General features: G+C 22.1%; 29 protein-coding genes and 2 pseudogenes. 12 read left to right on the top strand and 19 right to left on the bottom strand.

All coding sequences use genetic code 4. The annotated features are described in order from the left end of the window. Positions 1 to 153 precede the first annotated feature (153 nt). The 5 genes from AAHH39_RS03615 to AAHH39_RS03595 all read left to right on the top strand — a co-directional run bounded on the left by AAHH39_RS03615 (position 154) and on the right by AAHH39_RS03595 (position 3696). Positions 154 to 1077, top strand: a complete 924-nt coding sequence (locus AAHH39_RS03615; protein ID WP_342218863.1) for a transposase-like zinc-binding domain-containing protein — start codon at positions 154 to 156, stop codon at positions 1075 to 1077. 198 nt (positions 1078 to 1275) lie between these two features. After that, positions 1276 to 1437 (top strand): hypothetical protein, encoded by a 162-nt coding sequence (locus AAHH39_RS03610; RefSeq protein WP_342218862.1) that lies wholly within the window; start codon positions 1276 to 1278, stop codon positions 1435 to 1437. A gap of 175 nt (positions 1438 to 1612) precedes the next feature. Further along, a complete protein-coding gene (locus AAHH39_RS03605; RefSeq protein ID WP_342218861.1) occupies positions 1613 to 1864 on the top strand; it encodes a hypothetical protein in 252 nt (83 codons plus the stop codon). A gap of 344 nt (positions 1865 to 2208) precedes the next feature. Beyond that, a complete protein-coding gene (locus AAHH39_RS03600) occupies positions 2209 to 2871 on the top strand; it encodes a hypothetical protein (RefSeq protein ID WP_342218860.1) in 663 nt (220 codons plus the stop codon). Between the two features lie 288 nt (positions 2872 to 3159). Beyond that, complete coding sequence (locus AAHH39_RS03595) at positions 3160 to 3696, top strand: AEC family transporter (protein ID WP_342218859.1); 537 nt, start codon at positions 3160 to 3162, stop codon at positions 3694 to 3696. A 69-nt stretch (positions 3697 to 3765) separates the two neighbouring features. Here the strand turns inward: AAHH39_RS03595 and AAHH39_RS03590 are convergent, their stop codons facing one another. Then, positions 3766 to 4578, bottom strand: a complete 813-nt coding sequence (locus AAHH39_RS03590) for a transposase (RefSeq protein WP_425288917.1) — start codon at positions 4576 to 4578, stop codon at positions 3766 to 3768. A gap of 10 nt (positions 4579 to 4588) precedes the next feature. Here AAHH39_RS03590 and AAHH39_RS03585 point away from each other — a divergent pair, with 10 nt between their 5' ends. Further along, the gene (locus AAHH39_RS03585; protein WP_342218857.1) at positions 4589 to 4738 is read left to right on the top strand and encodes a hypothetical protein; all 150 of its coding nucleotides are present in this window, start codon (positions 4589 to 4591) and stop codon (positions 4736 to 4738) included. 23 nt (positions 4739 to 4761) lie between these two features. On the opposite strand, the gene AAHH39_RS03580 is transcribed toward AAHH39_RS03585, so the two are convergent. Next, entirely contained in the window at positions 4762 to 4896 is a 135-nt protein-coding gene (locus AAHH39_RS03580) for a hypothetical protein (protein ID WP_342218856.1), read from the bottom strand. Between the two features lie 147 nt (positions 4897 to 5043). Here AAHH39_RS03580 and AAHH39_RS03575 point away from each other — a divergent pair, with 147 nt between their 5' ends. Continuing rightward, on the top strand, positions 5044 to 5346 hold the full coding sequence (locus AAHH39_RS03575) for a hypothetical protein (RefSeq protein ID WP_342218855.1): 303 nt from the start codon (positions 5044 to 5046) through the stop codon (positions 5344 to 5346). A 203-nt stretch (positions 5347 to 5549) separates the two neighbouring features. Here the strand turns inward: AAHH39_RS03575 and AAHH39_RS03570 are convergent, their stop codons facing one another. After that, complete coding sequence (locus tag AAHH39_RS03570; protein WP_342218849.1) at positions 5550 to 6668, bottom strand: Mbov_0401 family ICE element transposase-like protein; 1119 nt, start codon at positions 6666 to 6668, stop codon at positions 5550 to 5552. Between the two features lie 297 nt (positions 6669 to 6965). Between AAHH39_RS03570 and AAHH39_RS03565 the strand changes: the two genes are divergently transcribed. Further along, entirely contained in the window at positions 6966 to 7433 is a 468-nt protein-coding gene (locus tag AAHH39_RS03565) for a hypothetical protein (protein WP_342218854.1), read from the top strand. A 29-nt stretch (positions 7434 to 7462) separates the two neighbouring features. On the opposite strand, the pseudogene AAHH39_RS03560 reads toward AAHH39_RS03565, so the two are convergent. Both AAHH39_RS03560 and AAHH39_RS03555 read right to left on the bottom strand, forming a co-directional pair. Continuing rightward, positions 7463 to 7813 (bottom strand): annotated as a pseudogene (locus AAHH39_RS03560) (transposase); the annotation flags it as partial. Between the two features lie 40 nt (positions 7814 to 7853). Beyond that, positions 7854 to 9092, bottom strand: a complete 1239-nt coding sequence (locus tag AAHH39_RS03555) for an IS256 family transposase (RefSeq protein ID WP_342219298.1) — start codon at positions 9090 to 9092, stop codon at positions 7854 to 7856. A 223-nt stretch (positions 9093 to 9315) separates the two neighbouring features. Here AAHH39_RS03555 and AAHH39_RS03550 point away from each other — a divergent pair, with 223 nt between their 5' ends. Continuing rightward, complete coding sequence (locus AAHH39_RS03550) at positions 9316 to 9519, top strand: hypothetical protein (RefSeq protein ID WP_338974980.1); 204 nt, start codon at positions 9316 to 9318, stop codon at positions 9517 to 9519. Positions 9520 to 9603: 84 nt separating this feature from the next. On the opposite strand, the gene AAHH39_RS03545 is transcribed toward AAHH39_RS03550, so the two are convergent. The 4 genes and pseudogenes from AAHH39_RS03545 to AAHH39_RS03530 all read right to left on the bottom strand — a co-directional run bounded on the left by AAHH39_RS03545 (position 9604) and on the right by AAHH39_RS03530 (position 14122). Beyond that, positions 9604 to 11640: a hypothetical protein gene (locus tag AAHH39_RS03545; RefSeq protein WP_342218852.1), complete on the bottom strand. Its 2037-nt coding sequence runs from the start codon at positions 11638 to 11640 to the stop codon at positions 9604 to 9606. Further along, positions 11582 to 11767 (bottom strand): hypothetical protein, encoded by a 186-nt coding sequence (locus tag AAHH39_RS03540; protein WP_342218851.1) that lies wholly within the window; start codon positions 11765 to 11767, stop codon positions 11582 to 11584. The genes AAHH39_RS03545 and AAHH39_RS03540 overlap by 59 nt, the downstream gene beginning before the upstream one ends. 356 nt (positions 11768 to 12123) lie before the next feature. Next, positions 12124 to 12762, bottom strand: a pseudogene (locus AAHH39_RS03535) (IS30 family transposase); the annotation flags it as partial. 241 nt (positions 12763 to 13003) lie between these two features. Further along, complete coding sequence (locus AAHH39_RS03530) at positions 13004 to 14122, bottom strand: Mbov_0401 family ICE element transposase-like protein (RefSeq protein WP_342218849.1); 1119 nt, start codon at positions 14120 to 14122, stop codon at positions 13004 to 13006. A 297-nt stretch (positions 14123 to 14419) separates the two neighbouring features. Here AAHH39_RS03530 and AAHH39_RS03525 point away from each other — a divergent pair, with 297 nt between their 5' ends. Continuing rightward, positions 14420 to 14995 (top strand): hypothetical protein, encoded by a 576-nt coding sequence (locus AAHH39_RS03525; RefSeq protein ID WP_338973854.1) that lies wholly within the window; start codon positions 14420 to 14422, stop codon positions 14993 to 14995. Position 14996: 1 nt separating this feature from the next. Next, on the top strand, positions 14997 to 15284 hold the full coding sequence (locus AAHH39_RS03520) for a hypothetical protein (protein ID WP_338973856.1): 288 nt from the start codon (positions 14997 to 14999) through the stop codon (positions 15282 to 15284). A 1-nt stretch (position 15285) separates the two neighbouring features. Here the strand turns inward: AAHH39_RS03520 and AAHH39_RS03515 are convergent, their stop codons facing one another. The 4 genes from AAHH39_RS03515 to AAHH39_RS03500 all read right to left on the bottom strand — a co-directional run bounded on the left by AAHH39_RS03515 (position 15286) and on the right by AAHH39_RS03500 (position 21275). Next, entirely contained in the window at positions 15286 to 17337 is a 2052-nt protein-coding gene (locus AAHH39_RS03515) for a hypothetical protein (protein ID WP_342218848.1), read from the bottom strand. Beyond that, positions 17279 to 18529, bottom strand: a complete 1251-nt coding sequence (locus AAHH39_RS03510) for a hypothetical protein (protein ID WP_342217675.1) — start codon at positions 18527 to 18529, stop codon at positions 17279 to 17281. The genes AAHH39_RS03515 and AAHH39_RS03510 overlap by 59 nt, the downstream gene beginning before the upstream one ends. A 151-nt stretch (positions 18530 to 18680) precedes the next feature. Beyond that, on the bottom strand, positions 18681 to 20954 hold the full coding sequence (locus tag AAHH39_RS03505; protein WP_342218847.1) for a hypothetical protein: 2274 nt from the start codon (positions 20952 to 20954) through the stop codon (positions 18681 to 18683). Between the two features lie 3 nt (positions 20955 to 20957). Continuing rightward, positions 20958 to 21275, bottom strand: coding sequence for a hypothetical protein (locus AAHH39_RS03500; protein WP_342218846.1), 318 nt, complete (start codon positions 21273 to 21275; stop codon positions 20958 to 20960). A gap of 55 nt (positions 21276 to 21330) precedes the next feature. Between AAHH39_RS03500 and AAHH39_RS03495 the strand changes: the two genes are divergently transcribed. Continuing rightward, positions 21331 to 21513, top strand: a complete 183-nt coding sequence (locus AAHH39_RS03495; protein ID WP_342218845.1) for a hypothetical protein — start codon at positions 21331 to 21333, stop codon at positions 21511 to 21513. Positions 21514 to 21536: 23 nt separating this feature from the next. Here AAHH39_RS03495 and AAHH39_RS03490 read toward each other — a convergent pair whose 3' ends face one another. The 6 genes from AAHH39_RS03490 to AAHH39_RS03465 are packed head-to-tail and all read right to left on the bottom strand — an operon-like array spanning position 21537 to position 25024. Further along, positions 21537 to 22826: a hypothetical protein gene (locus AAHH39_RS03490; RefSeq protein ID WP_342218844.1), complete on the bottom strand. Its 1290-nt coding sequence runs from the start codon at positions 22824 to 22826 to the stop codon at positions 21537 to 21539. Between the two features lie 14 nt (positions 22827 to 22840). Beyond that, entirely contained in the window at positions 22841 to 24022 is a 1182-nt protein-coding gene (locus tag AAHH39_RS03485) for a hypothetical protein (RefSeq protein WP_338957176.1), read from the bottom strand. An 18-nt stretch (positions 24023 to 24040) separates the two neighbouring features. Beyond that, positions 24041 to 24415, bottom strand: a complete 375-nt coding sequence (locus AAHH39_RS03480; protein WP_342218073.1) for a hypothetical protein — start codon at positions 24413 to 24415, stop codon at positions 24041 to 24043. A gap of 17 nt (positions 24416 to 24432) precedes the next feature. Next, positions 24433 to 24618, bottom strand: coding sequence for a hypothetical protein (locus tag AAHH39_RS03475; protein WP_174480219.1), 186 nt, complete (start codon positions 24616 to 24618; stop codon positions 24433 to 24435). Positions 24619 to 24635: 17 nt separating this feature from the next. After that, positions 24636 to 24824 (bottom strand): hypothetical protein, encoded by a 189-nt coding sequence (locus AAHH39_RS03470; protein WP_338957011.1) that lies wholly within the window; start codon positions 24822 to 24824, stop codon positions 24636 to 24638. Between the two features lie 41 nt (positions 24825 to 24865). Beyond that, a complete protein-coding gene (locus AAHH39_RS03465) occupies positions 24866 to 25024 on the bottom strand; it encodes a hypothetical protein (RefSeq protein ID WP_338957013.1) in 159 nt (52 codons plus the stop codon). Positions 25025 to 25035 lie beyond the last annotated feature (11 nt).

The following is a 25035-nucleotide window of genomic DNA, read 5'->3' as shown; positions in this document are numbered from 1 at the left end:
ATCCAAATAAAGAGGAATCTAATTATTCCTTTAATTTTGTAGAAAAGTAGTGGTATTAGTAAAATTAGCAAAAATATATTTTTATATGGTATTTTTAATATTAAAGAGGTGATTTTAAATGAATAAAATACAGTAAAAGAAATTTTAAATAATTTGTCTGATAAAGATTTTATTGAGATTTTTAGAGAAAATAAAACTAGAATTAAACAAATTGAGAAAAAAGAAAAATTTGAAGCAGTCGAACAAAAATTCAAAGAGAAAGGGATTCAATGTCCAGATTGTAGTTCTTTTTTGTGTACTAAATATGGTAGTAAAGATTATAAGCAAAGATATAAATGTAAAAGTTGTAATATTACTTTTCATGCTTTTAAAAATCATTATTTTTATTGAAGTCATTTATCTCATGATCAATGAGATTTATTGATACAAATAGCTACTTTAGGTCAATCTGCTTACATTATTTCTCAATTTATTAATACTACAAATAAAACTGCTTGATTTAATCGTCAAAAATTTATGAAATCAACACAATTAGTAAAAACACAAAATCAATTTGTAAAATTAAAAGCTAGAATTGAAGTTGACGAAACTTTTATCAAAGAAATTCATAAAAGAAACTTTAAAGATCCAAATGATCCAAGAAAACAATGAATTGAAGAAAATGCTAAAGATTTAAATTGTTGTATTCAAATGGCAATTGATGAAAACCGAAATATCTATGCTCAAACAACAAATACTAAAAGATTAAATAAAAAATGAGTACAAGAAAACTTAACATCGAAACTTATCGAAGAAAATTCAATTATAGTTTGTGATATGCAAGTATTATATGATACAGTAGCTAAACAAACTAAATCCACTATCCAGCAGTTTAAATCAAAAGAAAATAAAGAATTAAATTATAAAAAATTAAGTAATGTCAGTAAAATACAATCAAGTTTAAAAGAATTTATTACTCATTACCATGGCATTGGATTTACCAATATTCAAAATTACCTCAATTTATGGAAATGAAAATATCAACACTACGGATTAACCCCTTATCAAAAATCCAATGTGTTATATTTCAGTTTGTAAAAAAATAAATCCCAAAATTTAATAAAATCAAATTTTAAGCCAAGTTGATGACTTTTTTTATTTTACCACTACTTTTCTACAAAATTAAAAAATTATTCTGGTTTATTAAATACAAATGATAAATCTGAAGAAACAATAGTATATGAATTATTATTTGATGGAAAATGATTTAAAATAAATGATATTGAAAGTTCCAATATGAATTTGGCAGAAAGATTAAAATACAAAATTAATGAATTAGAAAGTAATTTAGAATGTGATAGTGATTTTGATGACATCGAAAAAAAAGAAATTAATGCAATTGATTTACAAACTCAATCATCAACAGTTAAATCTAAATTAAATTTACCAAACTTGTAAAAAATATTATATGGAAAAAAGATTTCAATTGAAATCTTTTTTTCTATATTTGTAAAATATTAAAAAGTTTATTGCATAATTTTAAAACTTTAGCAAAAATAAGTGTAAACTAAATAAACCTATTGTTTTTTATTTTTAAAATAATGGTTTTTTATTTAAATAAGGGGGAATCAAAATGAGTTTACAAACAAAAACTATTATTGAAGAAGAATTAAGAAATGTAGCAGATTTAACATTATTTACTAAAAATTTTATTAGGTGTCATAAAAATTGACATCATGGTGAAACATGTAAATTTGAAAATCATTTTGATGAAAAAGATAAAAAATGTTTTCAATTTAGAACAATTATCGAAAAACCAAATAATGAAAACTATTTTATTTATGATGAAATAGTAAAAATAAAAGATAAAACCTTTTTTTATTAAGATTACATGATGATAAAAGAAAAAAAGTTTGAGAATTATTAGTTTATTTTGAAAATAATGAAATTGTTCAACAAATTAGACATTTATGTTATAAGCAATTTTTAAATGAAATTAAAAATAATGAAAAGCTTATAAAAAAAGAATCTAAACATACAACTATCATTAGAACACCATTTTTAGAATTTGTAAGAACTATTACAAATCAAAAACAAGAAAATATTACAGAAGAAGTACAAGATAAATATTGAATTTTTAAAAGGTTTATATGAAAGATTTTTCATGGTTTTATATTTTTTATTGTGTGGGGTGCTACATCTCCTATTGCTAAAATAATTATCACACCAATGATTAGTATATTTGTTGTGTCAAGTGCTATTATGGGTTGATTACCTTTTACTATTGCTGGTATTTGTTACAAAATTTTATGTGAATGTGCTAAAAAATTAAGAACAGTAATGTTTTCAAATGTAAAAGACAAGTATCAACTTGAATTAGAACAGAAAATAAAAGAACTAGAAAATAGATCAAATAATTTAGAAGAAGAAGTTCAATATTTAAAAGACATATTTTTAAATTCAAAAGAAGCAATAGAAAAAAGAATTTTAAATTGTTTGCAACAAACTAGAGAAAAAAATGAACCAAAAACTTTTAAAACTTTAAAAAAAGAATTAAATCGAAAGTTTAAAAGAAATAAGTTTTCAAAAAAATATTACCAATCAATTAATCAATGAAACGAAAAATGACAAGAAAATATTGCATTTTCAAAATATTTAGAACCTAAACATATAAAAAAAATAAAAGATGTTTTTACTGAAAATAAAAAAGAAAAGTATCAAATTGAATCCGAAGAAAAAACAAAAGAAATATGATCAGAATTTCAAGAATGAAAAAATAAACTAAAAGAGTTAGAAAAAGAAGCTAGTGAAACTAGAGTAAATGGATTTATTCCAGAAGAAGATAATAGACAAAAATCACCAGCTAGAACTATGAAAAGAATGGATCTATAACTTTAAAAAAAATATTACAACTTTAATTTACCAAATTTATTACTCTATACACAATATTGAAAATTTGGTAAATTAGTTTTATTTTTTATTTGAAAGTTATATAATAACACATAAGTAGTTACAAAATACTTAGATTTTAGAGAAAGGAGAAAGTATTAAAGAAGGGAGAAATAGAAAGAAATATGCAATTTTATTTACAAGCTGATGTTGGTCAAGCTGTTATAAATACATTAAAAGCTTGAGGATTTTGAAGTACAATTTTAGCAACGATATTTGTAATTTTTTAGGTTGATTTTTAACGAAGAGAGGGACATTAAAAAAGACTGAGAAGCAGTTTTAATTAAAATTGTTATGGTTGTTGGTTTACCATCTTTAGCTTTTGATGGTTTTATGACAAATACAACAACAGAGCAAGTTAAAACGCAAGTTGCAATTTTACTAGTTGGTTTTTTATTCTATATGATACTGGGAATAGTTGCTAAATATTTTTATATTAAATATGATAAGGATATTCAAGATACATTAGCAATGTGTACTGTATTTGCTTCAACAACATTTTTTGGAATTCCTGTAGTAACAGCACTATTTGATAATGGAGCTGCCACCTTACCGGCTAATATTTTTAATATTCCATATCGAATATTTTTATATTCATTAGGGTTTATTGTAATGAGCAAACCTATTAAAACAGCAGTAGTAACAAAAGGACAAATTGGTGCTGATTTTATTGTTGATGCAAAACTAAATACTGATGGATATGCACAAATTAAATCAGAAATGAAAGTAATAAAAAGAGAAAATTTTTTTAATTATGTAGAAAAGTAGTGGTAAAATAAAAAAAGTCATCAACTTGACTTAAAATTTGATTTTATTAAATTTTGGGATTTATTTTTTTTACAAACTGAAATATAACACATTGGATTTTTGATAAGGGGTTAATCCGTAGTGTTGATATTTTCATTTCCATAAATTGAGGTAATTTTGAATATTGGTAAATCCAATGCCATGGTAATGAGTAATAAATTCTTTTAAACTTGATTGTATTTTACTGAAATTACTTAATTTTTTATAATTTAATTCTTTATTTTCTTTTGATTTAAACTGCTGGATAGTGGATTTAGTTTGTTTAGCTACTGTATCATATAATACTTGCATATCACAAACTATAATTGAATTTTCTTCGATAAGTTTCGATGTTAAGTTTTCTTGTACTCATTTTTTATTTAATCTTTTAGTATTTGTTGTTTGAGCATAGATATTTCGGTTTTCATCAATTGCCATTTGAATACAACAATTTAAATCTTTAGCATTTTCTTCAATTCATTGTTTTCTTGGATCATTTGGATCTTTAAAGTTTCTTTTATGAATTTCTTTGATAAAAGTTTCGTCAACTTCAATTCTAGCTTTTAATTTTACAAATTGATTTTGTGTTTTTACTAATTGTGTTGATTTCATAAATTTTTGACGATTAAATCAGGCAGTTTTATTTGTAGTATTAATAAATTGAGAAATAATGTAAGCAGATTGACCTAAAGTAGCTATTTGTATCAATAAATCTCATTGATCATGAGATAAATGACTTCAATAAAAATAATGATTTTTAAAAGCATGAAAAGTAATATTACAACTTTTACATTTATATCTTTGCTTATAATCTTTACTACCATATTTAGTACACAAAAAAGAACTACAATCTGGACATTGAATCCCTTTCTCTTTGAATTTTTGTTCGACTGCTTCAAATTTTTCTTTTAATTATGTAGAAAAGTATGGATGACCAAAAATTATTCATCAATTTACACTTAAAATATTATTTTTAATTAAAAATTTGTTAAAAGTAACATTATTTAGTGTAAAAATTCTCTAAAAATAACACTTTATCATGTATAATTACTTTTCTAAAAAATTAAAGAATTTTTCTTTTTTCTCAATTTGTTTAATTCTAGTTTTATTTTCTCTAAAAATCTCAATAAAATCTTTATCAGACAAATTATTTAAAATTTCTTTTACTGTATTTTTATTCATTTAAAATCACCTCTTTAATATTAAAAATACCATATAAAAATATATTTTTGCTAATTTTACTAATACCACTACTTTTCTACAAAATTAAAGGAAAATTTAATAAAGAATGTAAAGCAGATTTTTTTAAATCCAATTTTAATTGCAACTATGGTTGGATTTATTTTTTGAGTTACACAATTAATTCCTGGAATTGCTATTGTTCCTGATCAAAATGATATTACTAGTGGTCAATATTTTTCACCATTACGATTAGAGAATACATTTCCACCATTGTTTAAAGTAACAAAAACTTTAGAGGCATTATGTACGCCATTAGCATGATTGGCAATTGGAATTACTTTAGCAAAAGGTAATTTTAAAGATGCTGCACAAGATAAAAAAGTATGATTTGGAATGGTAATGAAAATTATTGGGACGGTAACAAAAACGGAGGATATAATTACTTTTTAAACATTTCTTTCAAATTATAGAGAAGAAATAACTGTAATTATATGCAATTGTAAATACATCTTACTACTAAATTAAATTAATTTCAATTAAAATACAAATATTGAAAAAATCAATAATAAAATTAATATTTATACACAACAAAAATTCTTATTAACTTTTAATTTAATAAGTTTTTAATATTTTAATAAAAATAAAAATTTTGATTATGTTTTAGAATTTACAAGATTACACTTAAAAATAACCATTTTAATATAAATATTTATACTATATGTTCTATTACCAAGCATTTCTTTTAAAATATATCAAATATTACTTTCAGCAAAAGTACCTATATTTCATTTAGCACCTTGATTTTCAATTCCTTGTTTATTATTTTTAAAATATTGTTTTTTTAATTTTTTATGATTTTTTAATATTTCATTCATATATTTTATTAACTCATCATATTGACAATTTTCAATAAAATTTCTACAAGTATTATATTCGTTTCAATATTTTCCTTTATTTCCAGCAATTATTCCTACATATAACTTTTTAACTAAATGGAATTTATCTAAAACAAATTGTGCACCTAAATAATCAGCAACATCTTTAATTCATTCTGCACTATCACCACAAATAATAATTTTTGCTTGGTCAAAATTTTCAAAAAATCTATTTCCTTGTTCTAAAATAAATTCAGCAGTTTTTTTAACACCAATTGCTGTTTTTGTTGGTCTTATTATTACATCTACTCTTTTATTAACTAATTTATGATTAATATTATCTGTACAAAATAATACTAAGCGCATTGAATATTTACCAGAATTACGTTTAAATTTTCAAAACTTACGATGTCCATCATCAATACTAATATAAATAAATTGATTTGGTTCTAATTTTATTTTAGGAACATCTAATTTATTGACTTGATATTCTTGAAATACTCTTCCAATACTTGTTGTACTAAATTTTGTTTGTTTCATAGTATGTAAAATATCACGATATTTTTTTCCATCTGCAAAATGTTCAATAACATTATTTTTGATATCTTGACAAGTCCTTTTGTATTTAGGTAATTGCAATTTTTCATCTAATAAACAAATAGGAACTCATTTTTTTAATTGTTCATCATAATATTTATAATCACGACATTTATAAGTAACAAGACCATTGATAGTATTTCTAGTTCTTGTTTTAATTTTAACGGGGATATATTTTCTATCTCTTTCTTTTAAGATTCTTCAATCTGTTTTTTCTCATTGATTTTTTACATCATCTCTAAATGATTGATACATTCTTTTAGTTGCTTCATTTAAAGTTCATAAGTAATTAAAACTCATATTTTTTCTCCTAACTTTTTTTAAATTTTAAATTTATTGTAAATATATTTAAAAAATTAATTTACTTAATTATTATATAAATATATAAGTGTTATTTTAAATAAAATAAAAAATATTTTAAAAAATGCTTTCATATTTAAAATATAATAAACAATTTCAATATAATTAATAGTATAGGTCTCATAAAATAAACGCCTTTAATTTAGGCGTTATTTTGCATTTAAAAGCATACTTGTAAAAATAATCAAAAATAGTACAATTTATAAGTAAAATCAAGGAAAAAAGGAGTAATTTAATATGAAAATAGTTGTTAATAATAATCAATTAATAAAAATTATAAATGATGATTGGAAAAAAAATATTATTGAATTAGCCACTTATAAAACTTTATTAAAAGAAAATATTAATTATGAAAAAGAATTAATTCAAAATATACAATTTCTTACTGTTTTAAAAGATGAATTAAATACAAATATTTTAAAATTTGAGTTTGAAGAACTTAATTATGTTATTGCACAAAAATGCTGACGAAAATATATTAGTCATTTTCATTGAAGTTTAGATTTTTGATATTTTGATTTAGATTTAAAAGAAAGAATAATTAATAATTATAATTTATTTATTAAACATTCAAATCAAAAACAAAAACAACAAATTATTAATAATAATTTTAATTCTAATAATAAAAAGAGAGAATATAAAAATTGAAAACATAATTATTTTAAGAATATAAATGAAAAAATATTAAAAAATGAGGCTTTTTAGAAATCTGTGTATCTTTGTTTTACAAAGTACTAGTTCAGATTAATTCTGTCTTCAAATTTTATCATAAAATAAGCAATTGCTGTATTTCAATTTTGAATAGGCAATGTTCATTTTTTTGTTATATTTTCAATTGCTAAATAAAATATTTTAAAAACTGACATATCATTAGGAAAAGCTTTTTTGTTTCTAATAACTTTTCGTAATTGACTATTAACAGATTCAATAGCATTTGTTGTATAAATTACTCTTTTGATTTCTGCAGGATAACTAATAAAAATCATCAAATTTTCTCAATTTTTATATCAAGATTTAGCAATTTGGGGATATTGTTTATTTCATTTACTTTCAAATGATTCTAAAGCTTGCATTGCTTGTTCTTGAGGCTTTTTAGAAATCTGTGTATCTTTGTTTTACAAAGTACTAGTTCAGATTAATTCTATCTTCAAATTTTATCATAAAATGAGCAATTGCTGTATTTCAATTTTGAATAGGCAATGTTCATTTTTTTGTTATATTTTCAATTGCTAAATAAAATATTTTAAAAACTGACATATCATTAGGAAAAGCTTTTTTGTTTCTAATAACTTTTCGTAATTGACTATTAACAGATTCAATAGCATTTGTTGTATAAATTACTCTTTTGATTTCTGCAGGATAACTAATAAAAATCATCAAATTTTCTCAATTTTTATATCAAGATTTAGCAATTTGGGGATATTGTTTATTTCATTTACTTTCAAATGATTCTAAAGCTTGCATTGCTTGTTCTTCACTACATGCACTATAAATTGGTTTTAAATCTGTAACTAGAGTTTTTCGATGTTTGTATGAAACATATTTTAAACTATTTCGAATTTGATGAACAATGCATAATTGATGTTCTGTTTTAGGATAAACTGCTTGTATTGCTTCTGACATGCCTGTTAAATTATCACTACAAGCAATCAAAATATCATTTAAGCCTCGATTTTTCATTTCTGTGAAATTAGCTAATCAAAATTTAGCACCTTCATTTTCACTAATTCATAAGCCTAAAACATCTTTTTTACCTTCTAAATCAACTCCTAATGCTATATAAACTGATTTATTAATAATCCGTTTATCTTGTCTAACTTTAACTACTATACAATCAAAATAAACAATCGGATAAATGCTTTCTAATGGTCGATTTTGTCATGCTTTGACATCATCAATAACATCATCAGTAATTTGACTAATAACACTTTCACTAATATCAGCACCATGATATAACTCTTGTAACTGCATTCTAATGTCAGATAGAGTCATACCTTTTGCATATAGTGAAAGCACTTGTTGATCAAAACCATCAAATCTTCGCTGTCTTTTTGCAACTATTACAGGAGTAAAATCACTATTGCGATCTCTTGGTACATCAATCTCAATTTTACCTTGTTGAGTTATTAATTTTTTTGAACTTGTACCATTACGAGCATTTTCAGTATTACTATGTTGATTTTTTTCATATCCTAAATAATTTTGCATTTCAGAATTCAACATTTTTTCAACTAAACGTTTTGTTAATTCTTTATATAAACCCCCTTCTTTAAAAACTGTTGTTAAATCTTCAGTATTTTCTAATAATAAATCTACTGCTTTTGATATTGGATCATTATTATTAATATTTTGTTTTTTAGCCATCTGTAACTCACTCTTTCTAGTCATTTAATTATATTTACTAGAATTAATTAAACATAGTTATTTTTGTAAGTTACACAGATTACTAAACATTGCCTAAAAAATAATACGGAACAAGGAATTGATGTTTTTGAATATTTTAAATATGAAATAAATTCAAATGATTTACAAAATCAAACAGCAACTACTCAATATAAATTAAATGTTCAAAAAGGAGTAATTTAATATGAAAACATGAATAAAAACAAATTTTTATAAAATAACATCAATTTTAGCATTATTTCTTGCTACAACTGGTTTAATAGTTGGTTCAATAGCACATCATAAAACTAATGATTTACAATATTATTTAGGACATCAGTATAATGTTTACTGGGGGGGGCTGGAACAACTATATGGTCACACAAAACAAAAGATGAACACAAAATAGAATTATATTTTGGAATTAAACCAGATGAAAGTTATGATATCAAGTGAGATGGAATTTATCCAGATGGATATTTTGATAAATAATTTAAATTTCTAAATTTATATAAGAAATATTTTCATTATATTTATCAAATAAATTAATATTAGTTAAATTTATTTCTTGTTTATCTGTTATTAAAATTAAATCATAATTTCCAGAACCAAATATTCCACTTATTTCAATCCGATTTAAATTATTAATCGGATTTTCAATTTGTAATTCAAATTCATTAGTATTATCAATTTGCAAAATTTCTTTATAAAATTCTAATTTAGAAAATAATTGTGATTTATTTGAACCATATAAATTTAAAGCATTTTCCACTTTATTATTACTAATAATTGCTCTTGTAAAGTATTTACCATATTCACCATTACCTAAGGTTCAATCCGCTGGAATTAATGATGGTATGTTATTCGTTTCTAATTCATTTGTAATGGATAATCAATTAAATTGATTATCATCAAGTTTAAATAACTCATTTTGACTAATATCATTATTTTTTAACTTAATATTATTGATATCTGCAAAATCAAAATATGCAGATTTTAGTATTACTTTTACATCTTTAAATTGTCAAATATCATCTTTATTAGGATGTATTGGACTTGATTTTAATTCAAAATAATATGGTAATAAAATCTTATTATCATCGTTTAAACCTTTATTAATTGATAATATTGAATAAATATATTCCGACAACATGATAAATATTTGTTTAAAAATTTTTACTTGTTGTAAATTTATGTAATTAGGATAATCTAATTTTCATTGTTTAAATAAATTAGTAATTACTTCATCAGGTTTTTGTCCTTCAAATTTTGCACGTAATTTTGCAATATCATTTTTTGGTTTACCATTATCATTATATGTATCACCTTCGAAGTTTCTATTATAGTTATATGTATAACTTAGCATATCTAATAATAGTTGTTGTAAACTATCATTAGTTGGTGCGTCTTTTATTTCAATTTCAATATCATCAAATCTATTATTAGTTGCAACATATTGATAAAATTGACTTTCACCTACAAAATCTCAAACTTCTTTATCTTTTAATTCTTTTTGACTTTTTAGTGGTCATTTACCACCTAAAACATTACTAAATTCATATCCTAATCAAGCATGTGTAACTCTTGCGTTTTTAATAACTTCTTTTCTTGTTTCAGTTCCACTACTAATTTTAATCAAATCTAAAACTGATTTTTCTTGTCCTATGAATTGTTTTGCTAAATTTCAAGGTAATATTTGTTCACTAAATCATTGTTGTAATATTCTAACTTTTGGTTGAGTTTCAATAGGCATTGATAACAGCGGAAATGCTACCTTATCTTTAACAAATAACTTTGGATATACTTCCATATTGTCAACTTCACCAAGTACCTTTATATTGCCGAAAATCATGCTTCTAGGGGCTTTAATTTTTAAACCAATTACTTTTGTATCTTTTTCTAATGGTTTTTGTAATTTAATAATGATTGGGTAACCATCTCTTGTTTTAAAATCTTTAATTTTGATAATAGTAATACTTTTAGTACTTCTTGTTTTTGGATTTTGATAAGGTTGTGAATAATTATTAATAATATATAAATTATCAATATTATTTTCAGTTAATTGTTCATTAATAGATACTGCATATAACTTAAATTGATTTAATAAATTTATTTCTTGAAATATTAAATTTTTAATATCAGTCATACTATATTCAATTGTATTATCATTAATATTAGTACTTGCTCTTTGATTTAATTGCATAGTAAAGTCTGATGTTTCAGCAGCAGTAGTTTTTAATACTTTATCAATATCAATAAAACCTATTTTAATAGTATTTGCTGAAAATCTTAAACTATTATTTTCATTATTTTTAAATAAACGCTCAATTTCATAAATATAAATTGTTCTTTTTTTAAATTCATCGTATGCTCTATTAATATCTGGGTCACTAGTAGCACTCATCATATTTGTAAAGTCATAAGGAATATTATCAATTAAATAATCATTTTCTACATTTGCTTGATTAAGTTTAGTTTGCTTTTGTTTCTGTGGAAACTTGGTTTGTGGTTTGTTGTCTTGGTTGTCCATTGTTTTCTCCTATTAATTGGTTATTTTCGGGATTAAATAATTTTAATTTAACTGTTAAATTATTAATTTCTTGTTCATCATTAATATTAAATGTTTTACTATTTAATAAATCTTTATCAATTTTCACTAATATTTGAATAAATTTAAGAATATCAATATTAAATTGTCATAATTTTTGTTCAATATAATTAATAGTTGAAATATTAACTGCTGTACTTTCGGGAACTGATTGTTGTGCAGATTTCTTTTGACTTGGTATATGAATACCACAACGTTTAAATATTTCATTAACATTTCAATCGTAGATATCAGTTAAGTTGAGGCTTTTTAGAAATCTGTGTATCTTTGTTTTACAAAGTACTAGTTCAGATTAATTCTGTCTTCAAATTTTATCATAAAATGAGCAATTGCTGTATTTCAATTTTGAATAGGCAATGTTCATTTTTTTGTTACCTGAATTGTAAATATAAATGGGACAGTTTTTTAAAATAATTGTATTAAATCTATTGGTCTTTTATAAGATAGTGATTTTCTGGGTGTAGAATTAATTTGAAATGCTATAGTATTTAAATCTTTTTGTTTATATGAAGATAGATCTGTAGATTTTGGTAAATATCTTCTTAAAATACCATTATTATTTTCATTTAAACCTCTTTGACAAGGTTTACCAGGATCTGCAAAATAAATCTTAACATTACAATTTTTTTCGATTAATTTTCATTTACTAAATTCTTTACCACGATCAAAAGTAATAGTTTTAACTGTTCCTTTTTGTAACTTTGAAATAAATTTTATTATACTTTTTGTAATATTTTCTGATTTATTATTTTTAGTTGCTAAAGGAATTGTGGTTTTTGATCATATATCAGCTAAAGTAATAATAGAACTTTTATGATCTTTACCAATGATAGTATCACCCTCTAAATGACCAAATTCTTCTATATTTTTAATATTAGGAATGATTAAATTTCTTTCATGAATAGACTTACAATTATTAATTCTGCCCCTAGTTTCTTTTTGTTTGTGAGGTTTATTTTTTCCTTTTCTCAATAAGTTATTTTCATCAAAACCCATTCGATTTGTTTTAAACATGTTATATAAAGTTTTTGTTGAAATACTTTGGGACGGTAACAAAAACGGAGGATATAATTACTTTTTAAACATTTCTTTCAAATTATAGAGAAGAAATAACTGTAATTATATGCAATTGTAAATACATCTTACTACTAAATTAAATTAATTTCAATTAAAATACAAATATTGAAAAAATCAATAATAAAATTAATATTTATACACAACAAAAATTCTTATTAACTTTTAATTTAATAAGTTTTTAATATTTTAATAAAAATAAAAATTTTGATTATGTTTTAGAATTTACAAGATTACACTTAAAAATAACCATTTTAATATAAATATTTATACTATATGTTCTATTACCAAGCATTTCTTTTAAAATATATCAAATATTACTTTCAGCAAAAGTACCTATATTTCATTTAGCACCTTGATTTTCAATTCCTTGTTTATTATTTTTAAAATATTGTTTTTTTAATTTTTTATGATTTTTTAATATTTCATTCATATATTTTATTAACTCATCATATTGACAATTTTCAATAAAATTTCTACAAGTATTATATTCGTTTCAATATTTTCCTTTATTTCCAGCAATTATTCCTACATATAACTTTTTAACTAAATGGAATTTATCTAAAACAAATTGTGCACCTAAATAATCAGCAACATCTTTAATTCATTCTGCACTATCACCACAAATAATAATTTTTGCTTGGTCAAAATTTTCAAAAAATCTATTTCCTTGTTCTAAAATAAATTCAGCAGTTTTTTTAACACCAATTGCTGTTTTTGTTGGTCTTATTATTACATCTACTCTTTTATTAACTAATTTATGATTAATATTATCTGTACAAAATAATACTAAGCGCATTGAATATTTACCAGAATTACGTTTAAATTTTCAAAACTTACGATGTCCATCATCAATACTAATATAAATAAATTGATTTGGTTCTAATTTTATTTTAGGAACATCTAATTTATTGACTTGATATTCTTGAAATACTCTTCCAATACTTGTTGTACTAAATTTTGTTTGTTTCATAGTATGTAAAATATCACGATATTTTTTTCCATCTGCAAAATGTTCAATAACATTATTTTTGATATCTTGACAAGTCCTTTTGTATTTAGGTAATTGCAATTTTTCATCTAATAAACAAATAGGAACTCATTTTTTTAATTGTTCATCATAATATTTATAATCACGACATTTATAAGTAACAAGACCATTGATAGTATTTCTAGTTCTTGTTTTAATTTTAACGGGGATATATTTTCTATCTCTTTCTTTTAAGATTCTTCAATCTGTTTTTTCTCATTGATTTTTTACATCATCTCTAAATGATTGATACATTCTTTTAGTTGCTTCATTTAAAGTTCATAAGTAATTAAAACTCATATTTTTTCTCCTAACTTTTTTTAAATTTTAAATTTATTGTAAATATATTTAAAAAATTAATTTACTTAATTATTATATAAATATATAAGTGTTATTTTAAATAAAATAAAAAATATTTTAAAAAATGCTTTCATATTTAAAATATAATAAACAATTTCAATATAATTAATAGTATAGGTCTCATAAAATAAACGCCTTTAATTTAGGCGTTATTTTGCATTTAAAAGCATACTTGTAAAAATAATCAAAAATAGTACAATTTATAAGTAAAATCAAGGAAAAAAGGAGTAATTTAATATGAAAATAGTTGTTAATAATAATCAATTAATAAAAATTATAAATGATGATTGGAAAAAAAATATTATTGAATTAGCCACTTATAAAACTTTATTAAAAGAAAATATTAATTATGAAAAAGAATTAATTCAAAATATACAATTTCTTACTGTTTTAAAAGATGAATTAAATACAAATATTTTAAAATTTGAGTTTGAAGAACTTAATTATGTTATTGCACAAAAATGCTGACGAAAATATATTAGTCATTTTCATTGAAGTTTAGATTTTTGATATTTTGATTTAGATTTAAAAGAAAGAATAATTAATAATTATAATTTATTTATTAAACATTCAAATCAAAAACAAAAACAACAAATTATTAATAATAATTTTAATTCTAATAATAAAAAGAGAGAATATAAAAATTGAAAACATAATTATTTTAAGAATATAAATGAAAAAATATTAAAAAATAATACGGAACAAGGAATTGATGTTTTTGAATATTTTAAATATGAAATAAATTCAAATGATTTACAAAATCAAACAGCAACTACTCAATATAAATTAAATGTTCAAAAAGGAGTAATTTAATATGAAAACATGAATAAAAACAAATTTTTATAAAATAACATCAATTTTAGCATTATTTCTTGCTACAACTGGTTTAATAGTTGGTTCAATAGCACATCATAAAACTAATGATTTACAATATTATTTAGGACATCAGTATAATGTTTACTGGGGGGGGGCTGGAACAACTATATGGTCACACAAAACAAAAGATGAACACAAAATAGAATTATATTTTGGAATTAAACCAGATGAAAGTTATGATATCAAGTGAGATGGAATTTATCCAGATGGATATTTTGATAAATAATTTAAATTTCTAAATTTATATAAGAAATATTTTCATTATATTTATCAAATAAATTAATATTAGTTAAATTTATTTCTTGTTTATCTGTTATTAAAATTAAATCATAATTTCCAGAACCAAATATTCCACTTATTTCAATCCGATTTAAATTATTAATCGGATTTTCAATTTGTAATTCAAATTCATTAGTATTATCAATTTGCAAAATTTCTTTATAAAATTCTAATTTAGAAAATAATTGTGATTTATTTGAACCATATAAATTTAAAGCATTTTCCACTTTATTATTACTAATAATTGCTCTTGTAAAGTATTTACCATATTCACCATTACCTAAGGTTCAATCCGCTGGAATTAATGATGGTATGTTATTCGTTTCTAATTCATTTGTAATGGATAATCAATTAAATTGATTATCATCAAGTTTAAATAACTCATTTTGACTAATATCATTATTTTTTAACTTAATATTATTGATATCTGCAAAATCAAAATATGCAGATTTTAGTATTACTTTTACATCTTTAAATTGTCAAATATCATCTTTATTAGGATGTATTGGACTTGATTTTAATTCAAAATAATATGGTAATAAAATCTTATTATCATCGTTTAAACCTTTATTAATTGATAATATTGAATAAATATATTCCGACAACATGATAAATATTTGTTTAAAAATTTTTACTTGTTGTAAATTTATGTAATTAGGATAATCTAATTTTCATTGTTTAAATAAATTAGTAATTACTTCATCAGGTTTTTGTCCTTCAAATTTTGCACGTAATTTTGCAATATCATTTTTTGGTTTACCATTATCATTATATGTATCACCTTCGAAGTTTCTATTATAGTTATATGTATAACTTAGCATATCTAATAATAGTTGTTGTAAACTATCATTAGTTGGTGCGTCTTTTATTTCAATTTCAATATCATCAAATCTATTATTAGTTGCAACATATTGATAAAATTGACTTTCACCTACAAAATCTCAAACTTCTTTATCTTTTAATTCTTTTTGACTTTTTAGTGGTCATTTACCACCTAAAACATTACTAAATTCATATCCTAATCAAGCATGTGTAACTCTTGCGTTTTTAATAACTTCTTTTCTTGTTTCAGTTCCACTACTAATTTTAATCAAATCTAAAACTGATTTTTCTTGTCCTATGAATTGTTTTGCTAAATTTCAAGGTAATATTTGTTCACTAAATCATTGTTGTAATATTCTAACTTTTGGTTGAGTTTCAATAGGCATTGATAACAGCGGAAATGCTACCTTATCTTTAACAAATAACTTTGGATATACTTCCATATTGTCAACTTCACCAAGTACCTTTATATTGCCGAAAATCATGCTTCTAGGGGCTTTAATTTTTAAACCAATTACTTTTGTATCTTTTTCTAATGGTTTTTGTAATTTAATAATGATTGGGTAACCATCTCTTGTTTTAAAATCTTTAATTTTGATAATAGTAATACTTTTAGTACTTCTTGTTTTTGGATTTTGATAAGGTTGTGAATAATTATTAATAATATATAAATTATCAATATTATTTTCAGTTAATTGTTCATTAATAGATTGTTCATTAATAGATACTGCATATAACTTAAATTGATTTAATAAATTTATTTCTTGAAATATTAAATTTTTAATATCAGTCATACTATATTCAATTGTATTATCATTAATATTAGTACTTGCTCTTTGATTTAATTGCATAGTAAAGTCTGATGTTTCAGCAGCAGTAGTTTTTAATACTTTATCAATATCAATAAAACCTATTTTAATAGTATTTGCTGAAAATCTTAAACTATTATTTTCATTATTTTTAAATAAACGCTCAATTTCATAAATATAAATTGTTCTTTTTTTAAATTCATCGTATGCTCTATTAATATCTGGGTCACTAGTAGCACTCATCATATTTGTAAAGTCATAAGGAATATTATCAATTAAATAATCATTTTCTACATTTGCTTGATTAAGTTTAGTTTGCTTTTGTTTCTGTGGAAACTTGGTTTGTGGTTTGTTGTCTTGGTTGTCCATTGTTTTCTCCTATTAATTGGTTATTTTCGGGATTAAATAATTTTAATTTAACTGTTAAATTATTAATTTCTTGTTCATCATTAATATTAAATGTTTTACTATTTAATAAATCTTTATCAATTTTCACTAATATTTGAATAAATTTAAGAATATCAATATTAAATTGTCATAATTTTTGTTCAATATAATTAATAGTTGAAATATTAACTGCTGTACTTTCGGGAACTGATTGTTGTGCAGATTTCTTTTGACTTGGTATATGAATACCACAACGTTTAAATATTTCATTAACATTTCAATCGTAGATATCAGTTAAGTTTTTACCTTTAAAATTACTGCTTGTCATATTAATATTTTCATTTTTTTCATTATTATCACCAGTAGTTTTTCAAATATAGTTTTTAGTAACTAATATTCTTACTGCTTCTTCCATTGAAGATTGAACATTACCATAAGTTTGGTCAAAAATAAACTTCGGTGAGTTTAAAATACAATCTAAAACAATTTGTTCATAAATAACATCTAGTGCTTTAATTTTATCCATTACTTTATCACAATCTGCTAACTCATTTGCTTTATTTCGCATAATTGCTATTGGTATATAATTAATGTTTAATGTTTGTTCTTGTGATAAATTAGGATTATTAATGTATGATTTAAAATCTAATTTAGTTTGTTTTTTAGTATCATTAATACTATAAATTGCACGATTAATAGTTACTTGTTCATTATTTAGTGTATAAATTTCAAATAATCTTACAGTTTGTGCATTTTGTTGATAACTATCATAAAAAATAGTACATTGAATTAATTTACCAGTAATATCATAAATTCTTTGTTGTATATCTACTAATTGAAAATATAGATCATCATTTGCAATATAAATTAAATAACCACTAATTCCTAATTTACTTAATTTAAAAATAGAATTTCAATTTTTTCTATAAAATTCTTGTTGAATTAAATATTGTTTAATGGTTTCATTATTTATTTCTAATGGAGCATTATATAAATTAGCATTATTTTCTGCTACAAAATCAGTAAAATAAGTTTCATGATTAAAATCATTAAAACCAAAATAATTTAAAATTGAAGCATGAGTACTTTTATTTTTATTAGTTAAAAATTTTACTTTTTCATTTTGATTATCACTAATATTACTTTTTTCTTTTCTTTTAAATAGACTTAACATAATATTCACCACCTTTCTTTAAAATATTTGATTAATTTTTAATATAATTTTTACAATAATGAATATAATTAAACCAGCAGTTGCTGATGATAGAATTACTCCAATTAAACCTAAAATAATTTTTATAATTTTAAAAAACATAATATTATTCCTATAATTCTTCTAATTTTCATACATTACCTTTTAAATTACCTTTTCCACTATAAATAGTAATTAATTTTGCATGTTGAACTGATAAAATTACTATATTAACACTATCATTAAAGGTTTGTATTGGTACACCAGCAATTTTGTTATCCGTTATAATAAATTCTTGAATAGTATAAACTGGATTATATATACTTCAAGAATAATAAACTCTATAATGTTTATTAACTATAAAATCATAAGTAATTTGTCAATTATCTCATTTATTTTTTTCTCTTGTTCCTACATCTTTTCATTGTTGATTATTTGGACTTGGTGTTGGATTATTTGGTAATTCAATATCTCAACAATTTTCTTCAACTTCATTTGTTTCTAAACTTTTTGAATTAATTTTTAATTTTGGTGTAACATCAACTTTAATTGTATTTTGTAATTCTTCTAATAAAAGAATAGCACCATAATTAATATCTCCACCTTTTAAATATAAACTACAATTAAAACTACTTTCTCTAACAGTTAAAGTTAATATTACATCTTCATCTTTAATTTTAAATTTTGCAAGTAAATAATCTCCACCTAAATAATTACCAGTTTTAAATTCTACTTTATGCTTTATATTTGCTTGATTTACTGGTAATCTATCTAATGTTATAATTACTCTATATACAGTATTAAAATTAATTTCAAACGTATCTCATTCACGATTATTTTTACTTTTACTTATTACTTTTCATATTTCTTTATCTTGTTTTTTATCAATATTTGCTTTATTTTCATTAATAGCACCAGCAACAGTTTTATTAATAGTTTCTAAATTAGGGATTTCTTGACTTACAGCATTCAATTGAAATGCTACTGGAAACTTTTTTTCTGTGTCTTCTAATTTTTTATCTACTTCTTCTTTTTTATAATAATCAGTTAAATCGATTTTACCACCACTAGCACTAATTTTATTATTTTCATCAATAGTTATATTAGCACCTGCAATTAATTTATCTTGTTTTTTATCTAATAAATTATTAGTTTCTAGTTTTGTGTAATAATCACGTTCAGTATTTTCTTCTGCTATAAATTCAGTTGGTGTTCCAGTACCTTGATATTGATATATATTATGAATTATTGGTGTATACTTTTTTGTGCTATTAGCAACAATAAATTTTATTAAATTATCATCATATAATAACATTACTTTGTCAATATTAACATCAATTTTTTCAATTATTATTTGTCTATTTTCTATTTGATGATTAGTAATTCTTATATTAGATTTAGTTAATTTATTATTACTTATAATAAGTTGTTTACTATCGATAAAATAATATGTTCAATCAATAATATATCATATATCTGTTTTAATATTTTCATTTTTAACTTTTTTTCATAAAGGACTAGTTTCAATATTAAATCAATTATTTTTAATATCATCAATATTTTGTTTATTAATATCAACTTTATTTTCTAATAATTTAATACTATTTTCATTTGTAGTAATTCGTTTTTGTTGTTTAGCAGAAAAGTCAGCAGTCGCAGCATGAGTAAAATCACCAATTTGTGGATTATTTTGTAATGCTTCGGGTGGTAATGTCCCAATTTCATCTGGTCAATCTAAAATCATTGTTTCAGTTTTTGGGTCATATTCAGTTGCTACATAACCTTTATTTATAAAGTTTGTAACACGACCCCTATATATCTCATTTTCGTTATCATTAACTAAATCATCATATAATTTTATTTGTTTTGATAATGTAAATTCTTTTTGTTCTTTAATTAATTCATCAACTTGATTTCTAGTATAAAATACTTTTAAGTCAATTTTTTCAATATCTATTTCATCTTGATTATAATTTGAAAATACTTGTTTTAATTCTGTTAATTTTGCTCATATTTTCATTCTACTTGGTGCTAAATCTCAAACATTAATTGTAGGAATACTACTTGCATTAAATGATGTACCATTATTGAATTGAATAGTAGCATCAACATTAAATTCAATTGGTGTACGATTAAATACTCAATGTTCAACCATTACATAAACCATATCTCTTAATGTTTCTTTAATTAATTCATCTTTAAAACTATCAAAAGGAAATTTAGATAAAATAAAATCAAGATAAGCATTAATATCATTTTGAGCGCGAATAGCAAAAGTTGTAAATCAATCTTTGACATTAGGTCATGTATTTATATATTGCGGTGGAGTTTCTGTAATTTTTCCAGTTAATGGATATCAGTTATTATAATTTTCAAGACTGACATCAGTTCAAAGTTTATTAATCATAATTTATCATTCCTTAAAAAATGCTTTTTTATAATGTTTAGTTTTTGTTTTAGTTTTCCTATGTGATATATGGATAATTTCTTTTTGTAATTTTTTCTTACCTTTTTCTACAACTTGACTATATGCAAATTTTTCTAAATGATGTAATAGTCCAGTACCAAATAAAGTATTAACTGAAAATTTTAAACCAACACTTTTAAATGATTTATTAATATTTTCAATAGGATTATTAATAACATTTACTACTTTATGATAAGTTCTAATAGTTCTAAATATTTCTCTATATACTTTAAAACTATCTCTAATTACTTGTTGCACCACTGGTGGAGCAAATGCTATTGCTTTTAATCATTTATTACGATTAACACCATAACCAATGTATCAACCACTATATCAACGATATCAATGAAATGGATGTATTTGAGTAACAAAAGTTTTTGCTTTTAATTATGTAGAAAAGTATGGATGACCAAAAATTATTCATCAATTTACACTTAAAATATTATTTTTAATTAAAAATTTGTTAAAAGTAACATTATTTAGTGTAAAAATTCTCTAAAAATAACACTTTATCATGTATCATTACTTTTCTACAAAATTAAAGGTTTTTGCTTTAAGAATACTATCAACAACTGTAATTGGTTTATACTTAGGATTACGATGATAAATAGTAATTGCACATTTGTCTAATGATAAAGGTTGAATTTTACAACCCATAAATACTGGTGAATTTAGTGGAATTAATTGTGCATGTTTAATTGCTCTTTTTTCTGCACTAGTAAATAAATCTGTTGCTTTTTCTTTTAATTTATTAATATTTTCAAATGCTTGTTTTTCTAATTTTTCAAATTTTTCTTGTAATTTATATATACTTTCTCGTAATTTTTCAAAATATGGTGTATTTTTTCAAAATTTATTTAAACCTTTTTTTAAATAAAATCTAATATCAAAATACTTAAAAATTTTATTTGCATTTAAAACAATTTTATGAATTGAACTATTTTTAAAATTAAATTTAATAGCATTAGCACGAATTTTTTGTAAATCTAAAATTAAAGTTTTTCCATATCTATTCTCTGTATGTATTGTATGAACTAAATTTAATCAATCATGTTGGTTCATTTTTAATACTTCTTTTAATTCAGTATTATATTTTTTTAAAAAGTTATTTGCTTTTTCAATATCTTTAATTTTAAACTTTGGAGTTAATTGTGGACTTAATTTTATTAATGTATTTTGTAATGATAAATATTCTTTTATTTGTTGTGATTTTAAAGATTTAAAATTATTTTTAAATTGTTTTTCAGCAACATAACCTAAATTTTGTGTTATTGTTTCACGATTAGGTGCCAAACTATAATTAAATAAATAACGTTTATTACCAATGATTTTATCTGTTAAAATTTCTTTTCCACTTACTTGACTAATAATTTCTTGTAAGTTTTTTGCTTCTTTAACACCAATTTGTTCTAATGTTTTAGTTTTTTGTGCTAACTTAATAAATTTAGTAGTACGATAACCACGACTAATTTTATTAATTCCAACAAATGCAGGTAATATATTAAAAAAAGTATTTAATGGTGTTACATTTCCTTTTAAATAATCATAAACTTGATTAATAGTAAAATCAGTTAAAAACTCTACATCAACAGCACTAATACTAGCAATTAAATCACTTGCACCTAATCCAAGTGCTATACTTTCACTTAAACCACCAGTAAAAGGAGCAAGTGCTACTGTTATTACTTGTACACCAATCATTTCTAAAATTTCTCATCAAAAACTTTTATTTTCTTGTTGGTTACTTGTTCTAGTATGTTTTGGTTTATTTATGTTTAAAAGTATTGCTGTACTAGTTGTACCAATTGGCATGATATTAATTTCCTTTATTTAAGAGTTATTTTAATTGGATTTGTTGTTCCTTTATAATTTAAGTCATTAATATTTGCAGTAATAGTTATATATAAGTCACCTGCTTTTTGTTTTTGATTACTTACATTAGTTTTTCCTTGTGCATCACTAAAATATTTAATAGTTGGATTTGTTAAATTTGGATTTAATGATTTAAGTTCATTAGTACTTTTTATTTCTGTATTTAATTCATTGTTATTGTTATTACCATTTGCAGTAATATCAGTTGTTAAATTTGTAATCTTAGTTTTTAAATCATTTTTATCATTATTAACAATTGCACATAACATTCAGCGTGAAGTTGTTTCTTCATCTGTTATATAGGGTATTGATTCACCAGTTACTTCTCCACCAACTAAATATCTTCTTCCAACTTTACCATCAGCAATATCTTGAACATATACAACTGTATTTTGTAACATATATCTTTTCATTGCTCTTGGTGTTGCTAAAACAAAAGACATAATTTTAGTTTCATTATTATCAGTAAATGTCATATAATCATCCATTACAATTTGACATAGTACACCTTTAATATATAAATCATTTCCATTTAATCTTAATTGTTGAGCAATCTGATTATCAGTAATTAATCCTTTATTATTAGCTAAATAAACAATACTATCATAAAGATTATTAGTAATAAAAAAACGACAATTATTACTATTTCTTAGTTGAAATAAAGTATTTCAAGCATCTAACATTGATTTTAAATATCCTACTGGTGATTTATCAGTAATGTCTATTTTAGTTGCATATTTTGCAATTACATTTGTATCATTATTTGCTAAATAATCTGCTAAGTCATTAGCAACTTCATATTGCATTGTATTTAATAAATTTTGTCCATTTTCAGCATTTAAATCAACATTAGCAATTATTTCACCCGCAACTGCTTCTTCTTTAATTTCTTTTAAAATTTTAATAGTTTCAGCATAACTAACATCTAATCCTTTGCTTTTATCATTTCATTTTAATACTTTAATTTCTGAATTTTTTGGTTTTTTAACTATAAATTCAATTTTTGTTGAATTAACCATTTCGATAGGAAAAAAACTTGCTCATGGTGAATTTGATTGTTTATAAAATTCTATAAACTCTGGTGCTTCTACTAATTTTTCGGTATTATCTAAATTTTTATTGAATTGTATTGCCATTTTTTGATTTCCTTTCTGTTATAAATTATTATTATTTTTATAATCCAATAATGTACTTTTTATTGAACTTGGTTGATTTGTTATTATTGTTTGTGGTTTGCCACCTGTATTAATTGTTTCTTTAAATACTGGTTGTTCTTTAATGATTTTTTTAATAGTTTCTTCAATTTTTGAATTTTCTAAATTATTAGTTTTAAATTTTAAAAAATCATAAAATTCACTTTTAACTTGATATTTTTTAAATATATTAATTATTTCTTTTTCTTTAATTTCTTGATTAAGTTTATTTAACTTATTTTCTGCTTCATTAACTTTATTTTCTATTTCTTGTTGAGCATTATTTTCAGTTAAAGGTTCAGTTGTTTGTTGAACATTATTTTCATTTTCTAACATTTAACATTCTCCTAATCTTATCCCAATAATCAATCTTTAACTAATTGTGGCATTTCACTTATTAGTTTTTTATAATCATTAACAGCATTTTCTAATGTATTGATATCAGAAAATTTAAAACAATTATCAATATGTAAATCAAAATCTCTATCAATACTGATATCTTGTTTTCTATATTTTTCATTAAATTCAATTTTTGTCATATTATTTTTCTCCTTTATTATTTATTTTCTTTATTAATCTTTTCATTTAATTTTGCTAATTTTTTTTGATGTTTGATAATTTTGTTATTTGCTCTAACATGTTTTGGAGTTGTAATAAATCGTTTTAATAAAACAATAATTTCTCTGCAAATTAATATACCAGTGCTTATTCCAATTGTTTCAAGTGCTTTTAAAAATTCTTTCATTTTTATATTTTCCTTTCAATTTTTTATTTTTTTATTTTTGATTATTCATCAAATTCACCTTTATTAATTTTTTCAATCATATATTTTGTGTCTATTAAAATATTTTTAGCTATACCTTCATTCAGTCGTATTTCTTGTAAATCTTTTTCATGTTGTTTTAATTTATCATTGTAATATTCAAGTAATTTTTCTTTATTCATTATTTTTCACC

This window comes from Spiroplasma endosymbiont of Amphimallon solstitiale (assembly GCF_964030965.1).
Taxonomy (GTDB): Bacteria; Bacillota_I; Bacilli_A; order Mycoplasmatales; family VBWQ01; genus Spiroplasma_E.
This window is presented reverse-complemented; position numbering and strand designations above follow the sequence as displayed.